Source organism: Arenibacter sp. F20364, assembly GCF_023015905.1.
Classification (GTDB): Bacteria; Bacteroidota; Bacteroidia; order Flavobacteriales; family Flavobacteriaceae; genus Arenibacter.
The window spans coordinates 119,745-141,464 of the sequence record NZ_JALKBD010000007.1; the positions used below are offsets into that span (position 1 = coordinate 119,745).

Sequence of the window (21,720 nt, forward strand, 5' to 3'; positions counted from 1 at the left end):
TTAATTGATATGAAAGGTATGCAGTATTTAAGAGAATTATTGGTAGGAAAAAGTGATGGGATCGAGGTTCCTATGACACTGAAGTTATTGTTGATCTTAGTGTTCCTTTGCTTTTTCCTTGCCTTATTCTCTATTTTACTATACACCTTTGAATAGCATTATTTTGTTGTAAAACCCTTTGGTCTGAAAGCTATTAATTGTATACTATTTTTTTAATGTTATGCTAGTTCCCCCAACTAGTCAACATAAGCCTGATAGACTTTGGATGTTGATCTAAGAATAAAGTTAGATTTGAAATAAATTATGGATATTATCCAAAATATTGGAAATATTCCATAATTTAGCATACCTTTTTTTGGTGTGCGATGGACAAAACAATACTACATTTGGATTTGGATACTTTTTTCGTATCCGTAGAGCGACTTCAGGACAGTAAATTGGAGCATAGGCCCATACTCGTTGGAGGCGTTAGCGACAGGGGTGTGGTAGCCGCATGCAGTTACGAGACCAGGGGTTTTGGCGTGCATTCCGGCATGCCTATGAAAATGGCCAAAGAACTCTGTCCGGAAGCCATCATCATAAAAGGGAACGCGGGAACCTACAGCAAACATTCCGATATCGTAACCAATATCATCAAAGAACAGGTACCGGTCTTAGAAAAATCCAGCATCGATGAGTTTTATGCAGATCTTACGGGAATGGACCGGTTTTATGGTTGTCACCAATTCTCTACCGAACTGCGCCATAAAATCATCAAGGAAACCGGACTTCCCATTTCCTTTGGTCTATCGGTAAATAAGGTAGTATCCAAAGTAGCTACCAATGAAGCCAAGCCCAACAATGAGCTTAAAATTGATATAGGCCATGAGAAACCATTTTTAGCGCCCTTATCCATTAAAAAAATACCTATGGTAGGCGATAAAACCTACCAGACCCTACGGAATTTGGGATTGCGGCAAATAAAAACCATCCAAGAAATGCCCATGGATATGATGCAACGGGTATTGGGCGCCAATGGAGGCGTAATTTGGAAACGGGCCAATGGTATAGACAATACCCCCGTTATCCCTTTTTCCGAACGTAAATCCATTTCTACCGAACGTACTTTTGACCGGGACACCATAGATGTCATTAAACTGCGGGGCATCCTTATTGCCATGACCGAGAATCTGGCCTATCAGTTGCGGAGGGGAAAAAAACTTACTGCCTGTATTGCGGTAAAAATTCGCTATTCGGACTTTAACACCTATTCCAAACAATTAAGGATCCCGTACACCAGTGCGGACCATATCCTGATTCCCCAGATTTTGGATCTGTTCAATACACTCTACAACAAAAGGCTATTGATCAGGTTGATCGGGATTCGTTTCAGTCATTTGGTACAGGGCCACTACCAGATAAATCTATTCGACGATACCGAGGAAATATTAAACCTATATAACGCCTTGGACAAGATCAGGGAACGCTATGGGGATAAAAGTGTTATAAGGGCCTCCGGTATGGGTGCCAAGACCGTTGGCAGAATGCAGAACCCCTTTAACGGACAACCCCCTATTGTATTGGCACATAGGAAACAGTGAGCGATTTCCAGTAATCAGTATTTAGTAGTGAGAATTGAGTAGTGAGAAAAAAGAATCAATAAATGTATATTAACATTCAACTAAAAGCGGTCAATGCTATATAGGCATGGACACATTTTCAACCTGAAACCTTGAACATTCAACTTCCATTTAGGGAATATTCAAATACTTATGGGTTTGAAGCGATACCTTCCACTTAGGGTTTTGCATTACATAATCCACAATCATTGGAACAACCTTATCCCTTACACTCCATTCCGGCTGTAGGTACAAAATACAATCCTCATTGGTCTTGGCCGCCTGTTCCTCGGCAAAAATAAAGTCGTGCTTATTGTACACGATCACCTTAAGTTCGTGTGCCTTATCATAGATAATACCTTCTGGCAACTTATTCTTTTTTGGGGAAAGACAGATCCAATCCCAGGTTCCGGAAAGTGCATAGGCTCCGGAAGTCTCTATATGGGTCTTTAGGTTTTTGGCCTTTAGGGCCTTTGTAAGTGGCCCCATATCCCAGGTAAGGGGTTCTCCCCCGGTAATGACTATGGTATCGGAATATTTGGCCGCATTGGCTACAATATGGTCTATACCTGTTGGGGGATGTGTTGCCGCATTCCAACTTTCCTTAACATCGCACCAATGGCAGCCTACATCGCAACCGCCCACACGAATAAAATAAGCAGCAGTCCCCTTATGGAAACCTTCGCCCTGAATAGTGTAAAATTCTTCCATTAAAGGAAGCATTAGGCCTTGATCAACCAACGCTAAAACATCTTCTTTTACCATGGCGCAAAGATAGAAAATACCCTGCTCTACCGCTACTAATTAAGAAAAAGTTATTTCAGCAACCCTTAAACCCCGCTTTTGAAATAATATTGTAATTTAAACTTTTATAACAACCCGAAGAATACACCTAAAGTATGCGTTTGTAAATGGGTATGCCTGGAAAGGCAATATAAACACTAGTAACCATATACAATTTTAGCTATAATTTGAAAGTAGTCAACTATTTAGATAAAACAATTAGAACATAATGCCCAATAGTGATAAAAGCAAAACTCCAATTTCCCAAAGAATAGTTGATATTGGTGCTAATAAGGAGTTTTCCATAACTGAGAATAGGTATCTGCGCATAACAAATATCGCTTCTATCCTTGGCATCTTGTACATGGTGATGTGGATGATTACTGCTTTTTGCATTACAGATTCCCCAATACTTTACGGAAGCAATGGATTGTTAGCATTGATGTTTTCATTCGTTCTAATATTCAATGGCAAAGGTTGGCGGGTATTGGCTTCAACTTGTTTTACAACTACGTCCTATATTGGAATTATTCTATTTCTTTACTTGTTGGGTTACTCCTCAGGAGTTTGGGTTATTTGTTTCATCATAATAATTACTCCATACATGACTTTCCCCAAAAGTGCGAGAAAATTAGCTATTGGTTTCAGCATGCTGGGGGTCTTGACTTTGATTTTTTCGGTTACGTTTCAATCCAAATTTAATCCTCACTATGATGTACTTGACCCATATTTCCTACAAATGTTTAACATCAGCACAACTGGACTGATTTGCCTTACAATCGCATGGACTTTGTCTGTGCTGATTGATAGATCAGAGGAGTCATTGAGGGTTGAGCAAAAAAGATCAGATGACCTTCTGCATAATATTCTTCCTGTAAATGTGGCAAGAGATCTAAAGGAAACCGGTAAAACAGTGCCTAAAAGGCACAAAAATGTAACTATTCTGTTTACTGACTTCAAAGGCTTTACGGAGTTAGTAGCTAGCATTCCGGCAATCACTTTGGTCAATGAACTCAATGATATTTTTGGCCGATTCGATGAGATTGTTGAGGAGGCAGGAGTTGAAAAAATTGAAACAATTGGGGATGCATATATGGCTGCATGTGGCCTTGAAGAAGCGGTTAAAGATCATGCCATTAATTGTATTAAGGCTGCACAACAGATGCTATCCTATCTGGAGGAGAGAAATAAGAAACATGAAATAAAATGGAGGATGAGAGTTGGGATACATTCGGGACCAATAGTGGCTGGCGTAGTTGGAAAGAAGAAATTTAACTATGATCTCTTTGGAGATACAGTTAATACGGCAAGTCGGATGGAATCATCAGGAGAGCCTGGCAAAATAAATATATCAGAATCAACCTACCAGCTTGTCAAAAATGATATCAGTTGCGAAACCAGGGAGAAAATTCAAGCTAAAGGAAAAGGAGAATTGGAAATGTATTTTATAAAATATAGCTAATAAGTGCTAAATCGAAAGGTCAGTTTTATCAGTAAAGACCGCCAAATTTTTAATTTGGCTTTATACAGAAAAATTAAAACAAAATATAAAAATTCGGCTCTGTGTTAATCCGAAAAATTAGTGTCTTTTTGCAGGCTACGTTCCATACACAAGTCCGTTGTGATCAAGCTAAAAAAAATGAAAAAAAAATTAATAATATTGATTTTGGCAAGTATATGGCTTTATTCCTGCGGGCAAAGAAGTAAGTCAAAAATCGACAAGTTTTCTATTGATTTGGAGATAGTAGACTCGACAAAAAATATCAACAGACAGTCATCTCTAATAAATGAAATAGAACAATATATTTATACAGACACAACATATGCCTCTGCTGACGGAAAAGGGATAACCATTCAAAACAGCCTACCAAAGGGAGGAAGTATTGAACCTGATAGAACACAATATTTTGATTCTTCGGGAAAACAACACGGATTTGCCGGGTTTTGGACTCGGATAATCAATGAAACTACTTTACCGTTAGAACTAAATATTAATTTTCCTGCTGATTCCTTTGCAATTTTTACTCCACCTGACTCCTACTTAAAATTATTTTTACCAACGGAAACAGTCTCATTTGATAAACTTTCAAAGTTTAACTATGGTTTAACTGAATTAAAATCCTATTTCGATGATAATTTTAATAAACCTACAATCTTAAAAAAAACAATTAACCCTAATGAAGAACATATTTTCTATATAATAGTACTCTCTTATCAAGCAGGGGGTACTCCAAGAGGAGGTCTTATTTTGAAAGGACAAGACCTTTATTACAGAATGAGCATAGAACCAAATGGTTATGGAATAATTCCTTGTGGACAGATTACTTTCAAAAATGAATCTGGTAATTAACATGGATCAATTTTTGCTTTTTCCGTTGTTATAATATTTTACTGACGGACAACTTTGAAGGAGAGTTAGAAGGGGTGAAAAATGAAAAGCCAGCTCACAACACAACCTATAAACAATACGGGCTTCGGGCCTAATCGCGGGGTCTGTGTATATTTATATTGTCGCTAAATCTTATAGATTTAGCCTTAGAAAAGAAAAAATAAAACTAAACCCGCCCGAACGCCCGCCTAAATGATAAAGTCGGGCAGGTAACAGTTCGGTACTGGCGGGCAATAAGCTTTAGCTTCGTGCGCAGACGGAAACGAAAATTTCCTTTCCACCGCACTGTGCACAGCCGAGACCGAAGGGCGCATTATGGCAGACGTGGGATGAACTATAGAAATATGAAAATATTAGGAATCATTATATTGGGACCCCTTTCTTGCCTTTCGTATGGACAAAGAAGTTTTAATGTGGATAGCAGCTTTGTTAATTCAGACATGGAAATAAGTATCAGCACAAAGACCGTTTGGTTTCTCAAAGTGCATTACGCTTATAATTAAGCATGTTAGCTTTAAGCAGGAATTTGATAGTAATTACCTAACATTTGTAATTGAAGATGAATCCAGTGCAAAAAAGAAATCTCATTAAAATAAAACCTTAAGAAGTATAAAGCACTTTGCCATCATATAGTGCTTCTTAATTGCGACATCAAGACTCTACATAAGGATATTTCAAAATAAAGAAGGCGACCCTGCTGGTTTTCTTCCGATGTGTGTCCTAATAACCTTTATTTCTATTGTAGTTACAATTGCTATGGCAATGCTTGAAAAAATCTTACAAAACGCAATAGATATGAAATCTGAAAACGAACTAACAATTTAAACTATGCCCATTATTGTACACATGAACGTAATTACGGCAAAGCAAAAAATTTCACTGAATGAACTTTCTGAAAGAGTTGAGTTGACCTTGTCCAACCTTTCTATCTTGAAGACTGGATAAGCGAAAGCAATTCGTTTTTAGTAACTTAGAGGCAATTTGCAAAGCCTTGGAGTGGCAAGCAGGTGACATTTTGGAATATGTAAATGACGAACATTAAACAACGAACATATTGAAAAACAATCAACATTGCTGGTCGAAAAAAACACAGATTTAATTTTTTTGTCAATCCCCATAGCCGTGGTCCTGCATATATATGGAAAACCAGGAATAACACAGAATAAAATGATGGTTCTGGGTTGAGCTAAAAACAGAAAAAAATATAGCATATGGAGTATCGAAAACTGAAAAATCTTGGAATCGTTCTTTTCTTGATACAATTAATTGGTATGGGGATATGGTTCTATGTAAAACGGCCAGTAATGGATTTTTCAATGGATATGCTCATATTAATTCCGATTCTGTTTGGGGGCAACCTACTAGTCGGATTGGTATTGTATTTGTCAAAAAAAAAGGACATATCGATATTAATTTTTGGAAATTCGCTTATTTGCCCCCTGATTTTTTATGCTTGGTGGATTTTATGGTTTACCTATTATGCCCAGTAAATTAACCCCATATACCACATGAAATTGGAAACAAATTCCCACTAACACTGCAGATAGGAAATAAGGCATAAAGCGCTAAATTTAAAGGCCAAATTTGCCAACCCGATGAGTTGAATTCTATGCAGAAAAACAATAATAAATTTAAGTCTTGGCAAGCATATGACAAAGGACATACCCCATATAGAATTTAACCCGGAAACACCTAACAATTTCGGTTTTGAAATTGTCCCTATTGAAAAAATAGCACAATACAAAGGCCAACACGATCACAATCCGGAATTACCCCACCAACTTAAATTTTACAATTTCATTTTTTTTACTGAAGGTTCGGGCAGACATTTTATTGATTTTAAATGGTACCCCGTGCAACAAAACAGTTTGGTTTATCTAACCAAGGAGCAGGTTAATGCATTCGATTTTTCAGAAAGCTTAAAGGGTTTTTGTATCATATTTACGGAGGAGTATTTTGTGGATTGTTTTTCCAATTTAACGGAAGAACTAGTGTTTCGGTTGTTTAATCCACAATTGTTCTCCCCTATTCTGCAAATCCCAAAAGAATCCGATTTTGAAAATTATTTTAAATTGTTGCAAAAAGAATACAACAACCCTGAAACATTCAACCAAAGAAGCATTGTTAATTCACTTTTTATAATCCTAATATCGAAAGCTGAAAACATAAAGCAAAAACAAACCTATCATATTAAGGATACTTCAAAAATTGTGCTTTTCCATAATTTTACTTCACTTATAGAGCATAATTATTCTAAAAGTAGAAGTGCAAATTTTTATGCCGATAAACTGGCTGTAACATACAAACACTTAAATACCATCTGTAAAGAATTAGTGAACAAAACAGCCAAAAATGTCATTGACGACTTCATTATTCTTCAAGCCAAAAGGAATTTGATTAATTCCCCTATAAAAAGCACAGAATTGGCTTATAAACTGGGATTTGAGGACCCAACCAACTTTACCAAATATTTTAAAAAAAATACAGGTTTAACCCCAAATTCCTTTATAAAATCACTTTTGAACAACTAATGGTTCAACTTTAACCATTTTTACACCATTTTTCATCTTTTATTGGGCTAATACTTTCTTCATCTTTGTATTAAACAAAAAAATGAAGAAAATGAACTTTTCAAGGAAAAATCACGAACACAAGAAAAACAATAGAAATCTTCTGAGTAAAACAAAATTGGTCACTTTTATTTGTCTTGCTATTTTCAGTATTGGACCTAATTTCGGCCAAAGTACCACTATGGAAGAAAACAAATTTCAATTTGGCGAGCCCGAACATTTTTTGGATGGGTACTCTCTTAACTTCCAGTATCAAAATGGCACGGCCATACACATGGATTTTAACGATGGCATAGCCCAATATGAATGGGTTGCCGGACCTGCAAAAGGAAATGGAAATGCGGACATTCCTTATCGCTCGCGTAAAATTGGTGATAATCTTTATTTGATCAATTGGCACGAAACAGAAATAAATGACTATTTGACCATTGTTTTTGATTTTGAAAAAATGATGGTACATAGCTCTATAATAATCGGCTATGCAAACAAGCCTGAAAGAACACTGAAAACGGTATTTCGCAGTGGGATTATAGATCATTTAAAAAAATCAAATTAATAAGAATTAAAGTGTAAGCAGTATGAGTCAAGTAGCAGATTGCCCCACTTGTGGCAGTAAATCAAAAATTAACAAAAGCAATGGCGAAACTACCTATAAGGCTATTCAAGATGACGAAGTGTTCAAGAAAGTAGGCCAACTAAAAAAAGCCATGGAAAAATTTAAAGCACGGGCAGAAGTTTTGGAAAAAGAATTAAAAACATTAAAATCCTCGAAATAAGATGTCATTTTTAAAAAGAAATTATGGTTGGATAATAGTGGCCATCTTGGCGATTCTACCAATATTTATCATATTAAATATGACAAATATTGACTTTACAGATGGGGTTTCAATTACTTTAATTGAAAGCGCAGGTAACAATGGCATGACCACTTTGGAAATGTTGTACCACATCTCCGGCGAATTTGCCATACGATGGATGACTGCTGTATTGACTTGCACACCATTCTTTATACTTTTTGGAGTTAACAATCTTTTTGTAAGGCAAGCCATGGGTATTGCGACTGCAATATGGAGTTTCCTCCACTTTATTATCTTTTTAGTGGCAGAAGGCTTTTTGGAAACCTTTGCGCAAGTGAATTATGTAGCAGGATTTATTGCCGTTTTAATTTTAATTCCATTGTTTTTTACTTCCAATAGAAAATCAATGAAAAAACTAAAAATGAATTGGAAGAAACTACAAAGCTTGTCCTATGCGGCAATTTTTCTTAGCTTGTTACATGTGGCCCTTTTGGAAAAAACCTGGTTGATTTATGCTGTAATTGTGGGTATTGGATTTCTTATCAGGCTACCGTTGGTGAAAGATAAAATCATCAAATTTAGAATAAACAGAAGAAGATTAAACGCTCTATAAAAATGGGTCTACTTGAAACCATATTAAAAAATGTTGTATTGCAAGATGCAAGCATTGAAAAAAAGACCAAGATTTCAGAATCTGTTTATAAAATCCGCCTTAAAAGTGAAAGCATCAAAAAAGCAGAATTTGTTCCTGGCTATTTTTTACGCCTAGGTATCGGCATTGGCAATGATGACCTATCTTTTAAAGACAAAGTAAGAAGTTATAGCGTATGGAACATTAACAAAACCGAAGGGTATTTAGATTTGGCCATCGCAACAGATAGTAAAGGAATTGGGGCGCAATGGGCTGTGGCTTGCAAGGAAAATGAAACAGTTTATTTTAAATGGAAAAAAGGAAATTTTCTCCTTGATGAAACCGCAGATAGCTATTTAATGATTGGAGACTTATCTGCATTGTCCCATTTATATATTCTGAAAAGAAATTTACCGCACAACAAGCAAGTTGAAGGCTTGGTATATGCCCAAAATTCAAATGATTACTTTGAAGATGTAGATGGATCCAGACCCTTTAATTTTCATACCTTAAAACAAAACCCAATTTCGGAGATTTTAAATATTATAAAAGAGATCTCGCCAAAACTTAAAGGTAAGATAATGGTTTATATAGCTGGAGATAGCAGAGTCTGCATAGCTTTAAACCAATATTTCAGAAATGAGTTAAATTGGAATACCAAGCAGATCAAGACAAAACCATTCTGGAACCCAGACAAAAAAGGATTGGAATAAAATGAAAATAAGTGACAAGTACGCACACATAAGACAGGAAACGGTTACGTTTTGTAGCCATTTACAAGTTGAAGATTATTCCATACAAGTGGTTCAATTTGCAAGTCCACCAAAGTGGCATTTGGCCCATACCACTTGGTTCTTTGAAACATTTGTTCTGATTCCGTATTTACAGGACTACACACCATTTAATTCCAATTATAATTTCCTTTTTAATAGCTATTACAACAATGCCGGAGAAAGAATATTACAAGCAAATAGAGGCAATATGTCCCGTCCAAGTACCGAGAATATCTATGGGTACCGAGAATACGTGGATGCCAAAATGCAAGAATTATTAAAGAACAATTATGACCAAAAAATAATCGACTTGGTTATTTTAGGGTTGAATCACGAGCAACAACACCAAGAATTATTGATTACCGATGTAAAATACATGTTGGGAAACAATCCCCTTTTTCCTGTTTTTAATGAAGGATTCAACTTGGTGAATGATAAAAATACAAAGACAGAAAGCATAAAAATAAATGCTGGGGTTTATGAAATTGGCTACCAAGGAACCGCCTTTTGTTACGATAACGAATTAGGAGTGCACAATGTGTATGTTAATGACTTTGAGATAAATAATTATTTAGTTACCAACGGTGACTTTATAGAATTTATGGAAGATGGTGGTTATTCCGATTTCAATCTTTGGTTGGACGAAGGTTGGTCTTGGGTAAATACCCATAAAATCACCTCTCCCCTGTATTGGCATAAAATTAAGGGAGAATGGCACTATTACAGCCTTTCGGGATTACAAAAAGTAGATAAAAATGCCATTTTAAGTCATATTGGTTATTATGAAGCCAATGCTTATGCCGAATGGAAAGGCATGCGATTACCAACCGAATTTGAATGGGAAATTGCGGCACCACGGATGGCATGGGGAAAACGGTGGGAATGGACGAACAGTGCCTATTTGCCCTACCCAAATTTCAAAAAAGAAAATGGCGCCCTGGGTGAATACAACGGAAAATTTATGAGCAACAAAATGGTTTTAAGAGGCGCTTCGGTTGCTACATCAAAAAACCATAGCCGATCAACGTATCGAAATTTTTTTAATCCAACGGAAAGATGGCAATTTACCGGAATAAGACTAACTAAATCATTATGATCGAAACAATTAAAACTAAGGTCGAAAACCAGTATAAGCAAAACCTCAGCATGCTGGAGATGTTTAAAAGCGAAGTAGAGAGCGGGCTAAATTCATCGCCTAAAACGCTTCCTTCAAAATATTTTTACGATAAAAAAGGCGATGCGCTTTTTGTTGAAATCATGAATTTGCCAGAATACTATCTAACCCGTAGCGAGTTGGATATTTTTCAAAATAAAACGCAACAATTAATCGATGTCCTGGATTTGAATCCTGATACTTATTTTGAATTAATAGAATTGGGAGCTGGTGATGGGTTGAAAACCAAAAAGCTATTGAGGTCCTTGGATGCACAAAATTTTAAGTTCGACTATATCCCAATCGATATTTCCGTGAATGCTTTAAAGCTTCTGGAGCAGGACTTGGACAGGGCTTTGCCCAATGTGTCCGTAAAAACAAAACACGGCGATTATTTTGAAGTTTTAGGGTCTTTAAAAAAGAGCAAAAAACCTAAAGTTATCTTATTTCTCGGTTCCAATATTGGAAATATGACGGACGAATTGGCCACACAGTTTATTTATAATTTGGGAACAAATCTACAAAATGGCGATAAATTATTATTAGGTGTGGATTTGATAAAACCTAAAAAAATAGTTCTGCCTGCCTATAATGACAGTAAAGGAATTACGGCAGAATTCAATCTTAATCTTTTGAAAAGAATCAATAAGGAACTAGGAGGGGATTTTAACCTGGATAATTTTGAACATCGGCCAGAATACAATGAAGCAGAAGGAATAGCCAAAAGTTTTATTGTGAGTACCGTTCATCAAAAAGTAGAAATAAAAGCATTAAAAAAAACCTATGAATTTGCCAAGGGAGAAAGCATTCATACAGAAATATCCAGAAAATATAATGATCCCATTATTGAGAAAATAATTTCCAAAACCGATTTTGGTCTTAAAACCAAAATAATGGATGGCAAAGAATATTTTGCAGACTACATCCTTACTAGACACTGAAAAATAGAGAAGTCAACGCGTTGCTCCTTGGGCCATGAAGCAAAGCCACCCATTTTGTGCAAGAAGGACAGTTCGATTGATATTAAATTGTTATTGAATTGTTTAGGGCAATGTTGTCCCAATGAGAGTCCAGGCTTATCAGGTCGAGTGCTGTCGAGACCTTATTATAGATATATCGTCGTCAAAACCTTTCGACCGCACCTGTCACCCGAGTGGCCCTTGGAGAATAAAAATTAATTATAATAAACTGATAACCAGTTAATGATGTGTTTTTTTGAAATAAAAAACACCTTAAGTACGTAAAATATAATTTATAACACTCACCCTTTTTAATTAATCCAATATCATGAAAATAGCAGTAACATCGGCAAGTGGAAAACTAGGTGCTTCAATCATAAAACACTTGACACCGCTAATAGGAAAAGACAATGTAATCGGGATTGCCCGTACGCCTGCAAAAGCAAAACATCTCGGTGTGGAAATCCGGGAAGGCGACTACAACAGTCGTGAGCATTTTGACAAGGCATTGCAAGGGGTTGACGCAGTTCTTTTGGTGTCGGGAATGGATGATCCAAAAAAAAGGATACAACAACACCAAAATGTAATTGAAGCAGCCAAGGCCAATGGCGTTAAAAAAATAGTCTACACAAGTATTGTTGGAGATGAAAATAAGAACACCTTTAGCCCTATTGTTCAAAGCAATAGACAAACTGAAGCCGACGTACAAAACTCAGGGCTTGATTGGGTGATTGGCCGAAATGGAATTTACATAGAACCAGATTTGGAATATCTGGACACCTACGTCAAAGATGGTGAAATTAGAAACTCCGCCGGAGATGGTCTATGTCCTTATACCAGCAGGGAAGAATTAGGATATGCATACAGCAAAATGCTAACGGAGGAAAAACACAATGGACATATTTACAACCTTGTTGGGAAGCCCATAACCCAAAGTCAACTTGCAGATTATATAAATCAGATTTTTAATACAAAGCTTGTATACAACCCCATGACGGCTGAAGCCTATGCAGCAGAAAGAAAAGCGGCCTTGGGCGATTTTTTGGGAACCATAATAGCTGGAATTTATGAAGGCATCAAAACAGGTGCAAATAATGTAAGTTCAGACTATGAAAAGGCTGCGGGAAGAGAACATAAGGCACCTCTAGAAATGATTAAAGCCACAACAAACACCAATGAAAACTAGAAAAAATCAAGCAGTAGATCTATATTCAAGAGGTGCTAACAGTTATAAAACAATGATAAGAGCCAGTATCATTTTATTGGGAATTGTCTTTTTACAGGCTTGCCAAAATTCCCCGGAAAAAAATAGCGTTATCAAGTCGGAATTAGGACAGGAACACCCTAATATTACCAAACTTAAAGACCAGAGTGCTGAATTTACGCCGGAAATTATCAAATTAAATGAAAACGTTTATGTGGCCGTAGGATATGATGGTTCCAATACTTCAATGGTAATTGGAGAGCATGGAGTAGTCATAATAGATGCCCTTCGTGCCCTTGGTGCGGCAGAAACAGTTGCAGAAAAGTTCAGGGAAATAACCACTAAACCTGTACAGGCACTAATTTATACGCATGGACATAACGATCATACCGGGGGTGCCTCTGCTTTTGTTGGCAATGGCAAAAACGCTAAGATAATTGCAAGAAAAGGGTTTAAAGAGGAGTTGGAAGGAAAATCTCCCGTAGAGCCCATCTTAAAAAAGCGAAACGCGCGACAGTTTGGGCGGAATTTACCGGCCAAAGATATTATCAATAGAGGAGTTGCATCTGGTAGCACCTCAACGGACAGGGTTGGAGAAGGATATTTAGAACCAAATATTACATTTAAAGATTCTATATCAATTACCCTTGCAGGCATAAATTTTGAATTGTTCGCTGCCAATGGTGAAACCAATGACGCGCTTTTTGTATGGATACCATCTTTAGAATCCCTGTTCACCGGAGATAATTATTACAAGTCATTTCCTAACCTTTATGCCATTAGAGGTTCTCAATATAGGGATGTTAAATCATGGGGTGAATCCATAAAAAAAATGGGGAGTCTTCCTGTGCAATATTTGATCCCGGGCCATACACGCCCTCTCTCTGGAAAATCGATTATCCACAATAATCTAAACAACTATTCCACAGCAATTTTAAGTGTTTACCAGCAAACAATTGATGCCATGAACAAGGGATATACGCTACAACAAACCGTTGATAGTGTTAAGGTGGCAGATTCTCTATTACAGCAATCCAATTTACAAGAGTTCTATGGTTCGGTTCCATGGGGAGTTCGTTCTGTATTTCTCCATTATGTAGGTTGGTTTGATGGAAACCCAACTAACCTTTACCCACTTTCTTCCTCCTCGGAGGCCAAACATATTATTGAACTTGCAGGAGGTGGGAATCAGGTATTGACACAACTCAATCAAGCGATTAATAAAGGTGATTATCAATGGGGGCTACAATTAGCTGATTATCTGCTTCAAACTGATTTTAAAAGAACGAAAGTTATAAATGCGAAGATAGCGCTGTTAAGGGCTTTAGCAGCACAACAAATAAATGCCCCGGCAAGAAACTATTACCTCTCTTTTGCATATGAACTGGAGAAAAACAACCTTGAACCTCACTAATCATCGATTATGTTAATAGGTGGTATGGTCTTAAACCATTAAAATCAAATATATTCTAATAAAAAGCGAAACAGCTAAAAGCAGAACCATTTTAGTGTCCCATAAAAGCAAACTACCTCGGGGCAAGGCATTGAAAGGAACCTTATATTAGATTTCGAAGCCCGCTTGAATGGAACGGGCAGGCAATCGTCGGAACACCTGCCTTCGGTAGGCAGGTTAAAATCTCGATTATCGAGTAAAAGTAAAAAACGGTCCGAGTTTAAACTCGGACCGTTTTTATTTTAAATGGGTAAAAATGCTATCTTTAAATCCAATTATTAAACACTTGGGCTATAGTCTAAAAATAGCGTTCATATTTCGATAGATAAAAAAAACTAATATTCTGAACCGTCTCCCATTGAGAAAATTCAGTTATTCCATTAAGGGTCAGGGCAAATTAATCTAATTTTCTGTCTTTTGGTGCTGCCCCCTCCCTAAAGCCTGCCTGAACCGTTTTCGGGCAGGGGTGCCAAAAGACCTAAAAATTTTAGTTTTCGAGCCTAATAGCCATTTTAAACCAAAGCTATCATTCGAGCCGAAGTATTGCCCCCTAATATTAAGAGAATATGAACAACAAACATTTACTGGTGTATTGATCGCGAAAAATAAATTAAAAAAATGAGTTCAAAACTAGTTGATAGGTTTTTGAATAGAGCTAATAAATGGAAAGCGGAAATGGTTTTATTGAGGGAAACCTGCCTTGATTGTGGATTAACGGAAGAATTTAAATGGATGCACCCCTGTTATACGTTTCAAAGAAAAAATATTGTTTTAATTCACGAATTTAAAGAATATTGCGCCCTTCTTTTTCATAAAGGAGCCCTTTTGAAAGACTCCGATAATATTTTAATTCAACAAACGGAAAATGTACAAACGGCCCGACAAATTCGGTTTACAGACCCGCAGCAAATCATTGATTTAAAATCGACCATCACTGCCTACATATTTGAAGCCATTGAAGTAGAAAAAGCAGGATTGGAAGTAAAAATGAAAAAGACTTCCGAATATATGATGCCAGATGAATTTAAAAAGGCCTTAAAAAGTAATACCGATTTAAAAACGGCCTTCGAAGCATTAACACCTGGACGACAAAGAGGGTATTTACTACATTTTTCACAGGCCAAACAATCCAAAACAAGAGCGTCCAGAGTTGAAAAATACATACAGCATATTCTACAAGGAAAGGGATTAAACGACCAATAAAAGAAGATGGAACAACCATGTCCCGACAAAAAATATGCCATAAAGGAAAACCATCCTGCTACCGGTCGGAGCCTCTTTCTCTAGCTTGGCCAAAAGTCTGGGTATTAAACCGAAAAAATGAAAGCATTGGATAAAATCATTATTCAGATCGAGCCATTGTCATCAGAAGATAGCAAAGCTGTTTACGACCTATTTAATAATGAAAAAGTGCTTAAGTCCTATCCAGAAAGACCAATCAAAGAATTGGGCCTTACCAAGGGGTTTATAAAAAGAATAACCTCCAAAGGCAACTGGACCTGGAAAATTTGTGAGGAAAATAAGCCTGAATCATTTTTGGGCATTTGCGCTTTGCACCATCTGGACAGGAAAAACTACAGTATAGAAATTGGGGGCACCCTTCATCCCGACTACTGGGGAATGGGCCTAATGCTACAAGCCTTTGAATTGATCATTGAAATTGCCAGGAATGATTTGAAAGTAGATCAAATAATTGGAAAAACCTCAACACAGAATAAACAGGCTATAAGACTGGTGGAGAAACTTGGATTTACCATAACCAAGACAAACCAAACTGAGACCCTTCTAATAAAAACAATGATCGGCAAAAAAATTCCATAATAAACCTGCAAGCCGAAAGACCTTTATAAATAAACAATGCCCAGAATCCAAGACCCTGGGCATTGTTTTCACTCCACCGAACCATATGATTAAAATGGTTATTTCATGGAGTTACCTCTTATTATACATTCTCTGGAACCTCAAAACCTTCACGATAATCACGTCTCAACATTCTATCCGCTTCAGCATCATTTATGAATGATTCAGATTTTGGATTAAAGGTCAATACGCGATCCAATCTATAGGCAATATTGCCCAAGTGAGCCAAGCCAGAAGAAAGGTGTGCAGTTTCCACAGGACCGTTCAATATGGTTTTATCGCGCTTGCGAACCGCTTCTATAAAGTTGGCAAAATGTCCGTCTGTACCACCGGCACCACGGTCCATTCCTGTTCCTGACTCTCCTCCATCTTCACCAGATTTACCTGGCGTTCTGTCCTGTCCCAAGTACGTCTTATACTTATCATAACCATCTACGACCAAGATACCCTTATCGCCATAGAAAATATTACCTACTGTAGCACCTTCTTCGGTATTGGTACACCAAGGTCGTACTTCAAATTGTATGATCTTTCTTTCTTCTGGGTAGTTATAGACCGAAGTAAGTACTTCAGGTACTTCCTTACAATCGTCCCAAAGAAATTTACCGCCCATGGAGGTAATCTTTGTTGGAAGCCCTACATCCAATCCCCACATACAAAGATCGGTTTCATGGATACCTTGGTTTCCAACATCACCATTACCGTAATCCCAGTGCCAGTGCCAATTGTAGTGCACCAAATTTCTTGTAAAAGGACGTTTTGGCGCCGGTCCTGTCCAAAGATCATAATCTACACCGGCAGGAACAGGGGAGAAACCCTGATCACCAATATCACCTCTCCATCTAAAAACAATACCTCTTGCCATATAAACCCTTCCAATATACCCATCGCGCATAAGGTTGATAGCCTCGTTAACCGCGGGTGAACTTCTTAATTGAACCCCATGCTGTACAATACGATCATATTTCGCAGCTGCTTCCACCATTTTACGGCCTTCCCAGATATTATGTGATCCCGGTTTTTCAACATAGGCATCCTTTCCAGCCTGACAGGCCCAAATTACCGAAAGAGCATGCCAGTGGTTTGGAGATGCGATACTAACTACATCTATATCCTTATTATCCATTACCCTACGAAGATCCTGCTCCAGTGCAACATCTTTATTGTAAGTTTCCTTAAAGGTTTTCTGGCGCTCCCGTAAAAGGTTCATATCAGGATCACATAAGGTGGTAACCTGGACATTCTTTTGCGCCATAAGGCCTTTGATATGGCTTTTTCCACGTCCATTGACACCCAAAACAGCCGCATTGATACGGTCGTTGGCCCCGAAGACAGTGGAAGATATTATGGTCGGGGCAGCAATAACCGCCGATCCGGCCACAGCCGTTCTTTTAATAAAGGATCTTCTCGTTGATTTCATTTGACTCTATATTTATATTAACTCTATTTACACTATTATTTTCACCAAAATTCCATTTTCCTGATTAAACCTTTAAGCCAAAAGTAAGGTATTCCTATTTTTCGTGAATAGTTCAGCCCCGATCCCTTCCGAAATCGGAGATACTTTTACCCGAACAAGGTGATAAGACCTTGGCCTCTAAAACAAAAGCTATTTATTTGTGCAATGAAAGTTAGCATATTTTTTTTATTCGTTAACGTTAACAAACAAACTTTTTTGTTATTTTTTTAACTTTATTGAATTATTCCGTAGAAAACGCTGCGTTTTTATCAATTGCTTCATAAATTAAAAGTGTACTTCTCTAGGAATAAATTGAAACAAATACTAGTTGAAGCATTATAACCTCCTAATTAAAAGCTATGGCCAATTTACGCTTAAAGATAGATCCCAGAGTTGAATCCGTTTTCGACAATTACCCACCTGAAATTAGACAAAAATTGGAATATCTGCGCAAATTGATCATTGACACCGCCCAAAAAACGGATGGACTAACACTACTTCAAGAAACCTTGAAATGGAGTGAACCCAGTTATCTTACCAAAAACGGAAGTACCATTAGGATAGATTGGAAACCCAAAAATCCTGATCAATATGCCATGTACTTCCAATGTACCACTAAGTTGGTCCCGACCTTTAAAATGATGTACCAAAATATGTTTCGGTTCGAAGGCAGCAGGGCCATTATTTTTCACATGAACGAAAGCGTCCCAACAGAAGAACTGGTAGCCTGTATTACCGCTGCCCTAACCTATCATAAGGTTAAGCATTTACCTAATTTGGGAATGTAATTTTTGAATCAACTTAGAACACCTTAATATTGACACGCTTTGGGTTTCTGGAACACCTGAAAATTATGAGGAAAAATGTACACCGGGGAATTTTCAGAAGTATTTAAGTTGAGCCTATTTAAGTAAAATATAATGCCGAACCAAAATAATTCCCTTCAAAAAACTGTAATTCCAATATTGGTACAAAATAATTACATAAAATATTAGAAAAAATAACGAAAGGCCACCCTTATATAGAGAACTTAAGCTAGATAGTAGTAAATTAGAGGGTTTCAGCTACACCTCTATATTGGTGTAGATTTACAGGAAATTGCTACTAAAACACATGCTTTTTATATACTCAATGTTTATACTCAATGTTGACTATCATAAAATAAACATCATGAAGCCGACCGAATCCCATACTGTTCCCGAACTACTTACTCCTATTCGCCTCCAAGAGTATGGTGTAGGTATATTCAATGCAGTTCAAACTAAATCAGCGTTAAAGAAAGCATTAAAGAAACAGTATATAACGGTTAATGATGTTATTGCTACTACGGCCACTTTTGTAAATGGTGGAGAATGTATTGAATTATCCATTTCAAAAGAAGTCGCAACGAAGAAAAAACTGCACTTTCAACTTCAAGTCTTATTTGAAGACGATTACTTAGCAGTGATTCATAAACCTGCCGGTATAGTGGTCAGCGGCAATAGTTTTAAAACCATCGCCAATGCTCTACCTCAAAACATAAAGGAAAGTAATCTTCCAGATGCAACAACACCACAACCTGTTCACCGATTGGATTTTGCAACAACAGGTATTTTATTGGTTGGAAAAACGAGCAGTGGCATTCGTGCCCTTAATAAAATATTTGAAAATAGAGAGATTAAGAAAACCTATTATGCAGTTGCTATTGGTGAAATTAAGAATAGAGGAAAAATCACTTTAGAAGTTGATGGCAAGAAATCACAATCGAATTATACGCTTTGCGAATCCGTCCCTTCAGAAAAATTCGGAAAACTCAATTTGGTTAAATTAGAGCCTGAAACAGGAAGAAGACATCAATTACGCAAACATCTATCGTATATTGGAAATCCGATATTGGGCGATAAAGAATATGGCATTGAAAATCTGATTTTATACGGAAAAGGCTTGTATTTGCACGCCTATTCTTTAAAATTCATACATCCAATTACAAATGAAGAAGTCTACTTAACAGATGACTTTCCTCAAAGTTTTAAAAAAATATTTATTCAATTAAAATAGCGAAAACCATTGCCAATCGAGTAGAGGGATCAGCCATTTGCGGGTGAAGCCTACACTCAGGTGCCAAAGCATTCAAGAAAACATAACACCATATATGAAAAACAAGATTAAAATAAAATTGGCCAGCACGGCGACTGATTTCTCAAATGCCAAAGAATTGATATTGGAATATGTTGCCTGGCTGGGTATTGATCTGTCCTTTCAAAATTTTGAAAAAGAAATGGAAGGCCTACCCCAAATGTACAGCCCTAGCGAAGGGGGGTTATTTATTGCCTATAAAGATGGGGATGCCGTTGGGATTGCAGGGCTCAGAAAATTTAGCGAACTGGATGGAGAGCTTAAAAGAATGTATGTAAAACCCAACAGTAGAGGTTTGGGATTAGGAGCGCTATTACTAACAGCTTGTTTAGATGCTGCTAAAAAACTAAAATACCAAACTGTAAAGCTCGACACCGCCGATTTCATGAAATCGGCTATTAAAATATATACGGACAATGGTTTTGTGGAAATACCGGCATATCGCCATAATCCCCATGAATCTGCACGGTATTATGAACTAAGCCTAAAAAAGTAGATATCTCCTATTGGGGTACTTCATAAAACACCTAAACTAGACAACATCATTCTTCTTTATAGAGTAATGTTGCACAATTTTCAATAATTATTTTTTATTGTTAGGAATCCTTACTATATTTGTGAGGCAATAGTGCAATAACCTAAATTTAATAACAATGAAAAAATCGGTTTTTTATCACGCAGGATGCCCAGTTTGCATAAGTGCGGAACATGAAATCTTAGAACTCGTAGGAAAGGACAATGTAGACATTGTACATATCGGAACGAGCAAATCCCGTATTCCCGAAGCAGAAAAAGCAGGGGTTAAATCGGTCCCCGCCCTGGTCACACCCACAGGCAATGTACTTCACATCAATTTTGGCGCCTCCATGGCAGATGTAAAAGGATAAAAATTTATCCCAAATTGTTAGGATTCCTACTAAAATATATTAAAAATAAATAAAGAACACCATGAAAATATCGGTTTGGGACACTTATGTGACCCGCAAAGACGGCACAATCATGCATTTCGATATACTTGTACCCAATAATTTGGAGGACGAGCATACTATTTTTAATTATGGACGTGAATTCCTAACCGGCAAACCTTTCAATACTAAAGGAATATCATCCACGCAATGTTCCTTCTGCCATATGGAGCAGGCCAACGATGCCATATCGGCAGCCATAAATAAGAGGGGATACTATATTATCGAAATGGAAAATTGCCAATAATTTAATAAGGATTACTAACTTTGCCTGTCGGACAATCCCCGGCAGGCTTTTTATATGGACAAAAGTATTTTCAACCCAAACCACCAAGAATCGGATGTTTCCAGCAAAATTGTTGCCGGTCTGGAACGCATTTCGGAAGCATTCAAAGTCTTGCTTTGGGATAAGGCCAAACTATTAGGCTTGAGTCCTATTCAAATCCAGATCTTAATTTTTATTGCTTACCACAAAACCGAATTCTGTAATGTAAGTCACTTGGCCAAGGAATTCAATATTACCAAGCCAACCATTAGCGACGCCATTAGGGCGTTGGACAAAAAGGGACTAATTACCAAAGAATTTTCCTCCCGTGATAGTAGAAGCTATTCCATAGGATTGTCATTAACCGGAAAGGATATTGTAGTACAAACATCCGATTTTGCCAATCCCTTACAAGCTCAATTGAAATCTGTTGATCAGCGGGACCTGGAACTCCTGTTTGGCACTTTGAGCAAGCTTATTTATCAACTGAACAGGAGCGGAATTCTATCGGTACAGCGCACCTGTTACGGCTGTAAATTCTATAGCCAAAAAGAAACCGAGCATTATTGCAATTTGCTGGACAAAGAATTATTGAATACCGATATCCGTTTGGACTGTCCAGAATTTGAAGTAAGACACGCTCAATAAAGCCCATAGGACAACTCAGCTGTCCATATCCGAGAACTGTTTTTCACTAAAGTCGCATCCGCCGTATAACTTTCACCTTCAATCTTGGGAGAGTTATT

General features: G+C 37.2%; 22 protein-coding genes and 1 pseudogene. 21 read left to right on the forward strand and 2 right to left on the reverse strand.

Translation table 11 applies throughout. The annotated features are described in order from the left end of the window. Nucleotides 1-365: 365 nt before the first annotated feature. Nucleotides 366-1,580 carry a DNA polymerase IV gene (locus tag MWU84_RS07685; protein WP_246900243.1) on the forward strand — a complete coding sequence of 405 codons (1,215 nt, stop codon included), beginning with the start codon at nt 366-368 and terminating at the stop codon, nt 1,578-1,580. Between the two features lie 150 nt (nt 1,581-1,730). Here MWU84_RS07685 and MWU84_RS07690 read toward each other — a convergent pair whose 3' ends face one another. Next, nucleotides 1,731-2,363: a 7-carboxy-7-deazaguanine synthase QueE gene (locus MWU84_RS07690; protein ID WP_246900246.1), complete on the reverse strand. Its 633-nt coding sequence runs from the start codon at nt 2,361-2,363 to the stop codon at nt 1,731-1,733. A gap of 247 nt (nt 2,364-2,610) precedes the next feature. On the opposite strand from MWU84_RS07690, the gene MWU84_RS07695 reads away from it, so the two are divergent. From MWU84_RS07695 to MWU84_RS07760, 14 genes and pseudogenes are all read left to right on the forward strand, one after another. Beyond that, nucleotides 2,611-3,843, forward strand: a complete 1,233-nt coding sequence (locus MWU84_RS07695; protein ID WP_246900248.1) for an adenylate/guanylate cyclase domain-containing protein — start codon at nt 2,611-2,613, stop codon at nt 3,841-3,843. A 177-nt stretch (nt 3,844-4,020) separates the two neighbouring features. Next, complete coding sequence (locus MWU84_RS07700) at nt 4,021-4,731, forward strand: hypothetical protein (protein ID WP_246900251.1); 711 nt, start codon at nt 4,021-4,023, stop codon at nt 4,729-4,731. A gap of 867 nt (nt 4,732-5,598) precedes the next feature. After that, a pseudogene (locus tag MWU84_RS07705) lies at nt 5,599-5,812 on the forward strand (helix-turn-helix transcriptional regulator). Between the two features lie 607 nt (nt 5,813-6,419). Beyond that, on the forward strand, nt 6,420-7,301 hold the full coding sequence (locus MWU84_RS07710; protein ID WP_246900253.1) for a helix-turn-helix domain-containing protein: 882 nt from the start codon (nt 6,420-6,422) through the stop codon (nt 7,299-7,301). A 91-nt stretch (nt 7,302-7,392) separates the two neighbouring features. Beyond that, a complete protein-coding gene (locus tag MWU84_RS07715) occupies nt 7,393-7,896 on the forward strand; it encodes a MoaF C-terminal domain-containing protein (protein WP_246900255.1) in 504 nt (167 codons plus the stop codon). 22 nt (nt 7,897-7,918) lie between these two features. Continuing rightward, nucleotides 7,919-8,116 (forward strand): hypothetical protein, encoded by a 198-nt coding sequence (locus MWU84_RS07720; RefSeq protein WP_246900257.1) that lies wholly within the window; start codon nt 7,919-7,921, stop codon nt 8,114-8,116. Between the two features lie 79 nt (nt 8,117-8,195). Further along, the gene (locus MWU84_RS07725) at nt 8,196-8,750 is read left to right on the forward strand and encodes a ferric reductase (protein WP_246900259.1); all 555 of its coding nucleotides are present in this window, start codon (nt 8,196-8,198) and stop codon (nt 8,748-8,750) included. A 2-nt stretch (nt 8,751-8,752) separates the two neighbouring features. Beyond that, the gene (locus MWU84_RS07730) at nt 8,753-9,481 is read left to right on the forward strand and encodes an SIP domain-containing protein (protein WP_246900261.1); all 729 of its coding nucleotides are present in this window, start codon (nt 8,753-8,755) and stop codon (nt 9,479-9,481) included. 1 nt (nt 9,482) lies between these two features. Then, a complete protein-coding gene (gene egtB / locus MWU84_RS07735) occupies nt 9,483-10,637 on the forward strand; it encodes an ergothioneine biosynthesis protein EgtB (protein ID WP_246900263.1) in 1,155 nt (384 codons plus the stop codon). Then, nucleotides 10,634-11,635: an L-histidine N(alpha)-methyltransferase gene (locus tag MWU84_RS07740; RefSeq protein ID WP_246900266.1), complete on the forward strand. Its 1,002-nt coding sequence runs from the start codon at nt 10,634-10,636 to the stop codon at nt 11,633-11,635. Before egtB ends, MWU84_RS07740 begins: the two co-directional genes overlap by 4 nt. Before the next feature lie 346 nt (nt 11,636-11,981). Further along, nucleotides 11,982-12,839, forward strand: coding sequence for an SDR family oxidoreductase (locus MWU84_RS07745; RefSeq protein ID WP_246900268.1), 858 nt, complete (start codon nt 11,982-11,984; stop codon nt 12,837-12,839). Next, nucleotides 12,829-14,271, forward strand: coding sequence for an alkyl/aryl-sulfatase (locus MWU84_RS07750; protein ID WP_246900270.1), 1,443 nt, complete (start codon nt 12,829-12,831; stop codon nt 14,269-14,271). Before MWU84_RS07745 ends, MWU84_RS07750 begins: the two co-directional genes overlap by 11 nt. A 657-nt stretch (nt 14,272-14,928) precedes the next feature. Then, entirely contained in the window at nt 14,929-15,513 is a 585-nt protein-coding gene (locus MWU84_RS07755) for a YdeI family protein (RefSeq protein WP_246900272.1), read from the forward strand. Between the two features lie 117 nt (nt 15,514-15,630). Next, complete coding sequence (locus MWU84_RS07760) at nt 15,631-16,131, forward strand: GNAT family N-acetyltransferase (RefSeq protein ID WP_246900274.1); 501 nt, start codon at nt 15,631-15,633, stop codon at nt 16,129-16,131. Between the two features lie 121 nt (nt 16,132-16,252). On the opposite strand, the gene MWU84_RS07765 is transcribed toward MWU84_RS07760, so the two are convergent. Next, nucleotides 16,253-17,590, reverse strand: a complete 1,338-nt coding sequence (locus MWU84_RS07765; protein ID WP_246900277.1) for a Gfo/Idh/MocA family oxidoreductase — start codon at nt 17,588-17,590, stop codon at nt 16,253-16,255. A 398-nt stretch (nt 17,591-17,988) separates the two neighbouring features. Between MWU84_RS07765 and MWU84_RS07770 the strand changes: the two genes are divergently transcribed. From MWU84_RS07770 to MWU84_RS07795, 6 genes are all read left to right on the forward strand, one after another. Next, on the forward strand, nt 17,989-18,417 hold the full coding sequence (locus tag MWU84_RS07770) for a DUF1801 domain-containing protein (RefSeq protein WP_246900281.1): 429 nt from the start codon (nt 17,989-17,991) through the stop codon (nt 18,415-18,417). A gap of 382 nt (nt 18,418-18,799) precedes the next feature. After that, nucleotides 18,800-19,666: an RluA family pseudouridine synthase gene (locus tag MWU84_RS07775; RefSeq protein WP_246900283.1), complete on the forward strand. Its 867-nt coding sequence runs from the start codon at nt 18,800-18,802 to the stop codon at nt 19,664-19,666. Nucleotides 19,667-19,760: 94 nt separating this feature from the next. Continuing rightward, a complete protein-coding gene (locus MWU84_RS07780) occupies nt 19,761-20,240 on the forward strand; it encodes a GNAT family N-acetyltransferase (protein ID WP_246900285.1) in 480 nt (159 codons plus the stop codon). Between the two features lie 157 nt (nt 20,241-20,397). Further along, on the forward strand, nt 20,398-20,631 hold the full coding sequence (locus tag MWU84_RS07785) for a thioredoxin family protein (protein WP_246900288.1): 234 nt from the start codon (nt 20,398-20,400) through the stop codon (nt 20,629-20,631). Between the two features lie 61 nt (nt 20,632-20,692). Further along, nucleotides 20,693-20,956 (forward strand): DUF2024 family protein, encoded by a 264-nt coding sequence (locus MWU84_RS07790; protein WP_246900292.1) that lies wholly within the window; start codon nt 20,693-20,695, stop codon nt 20,954-20,956. 54 nt (nt 20,957-21,010) lie between these two features. Next, nucleotides 21,011-21,622 (forward strand): helix-turn-helix domain-containing protein, encoded by a 612-nt coding sequence (locus tag MWU84_RS07795; RefSeq protein ID WP_246900295.1) that lies wholly within the window; start codon nt 21,011-21,013, stop codon nt 21,620-21,622. The last annotated feature ends 98 nt before the right edge of the window (nt 21,623-21,720 follow it).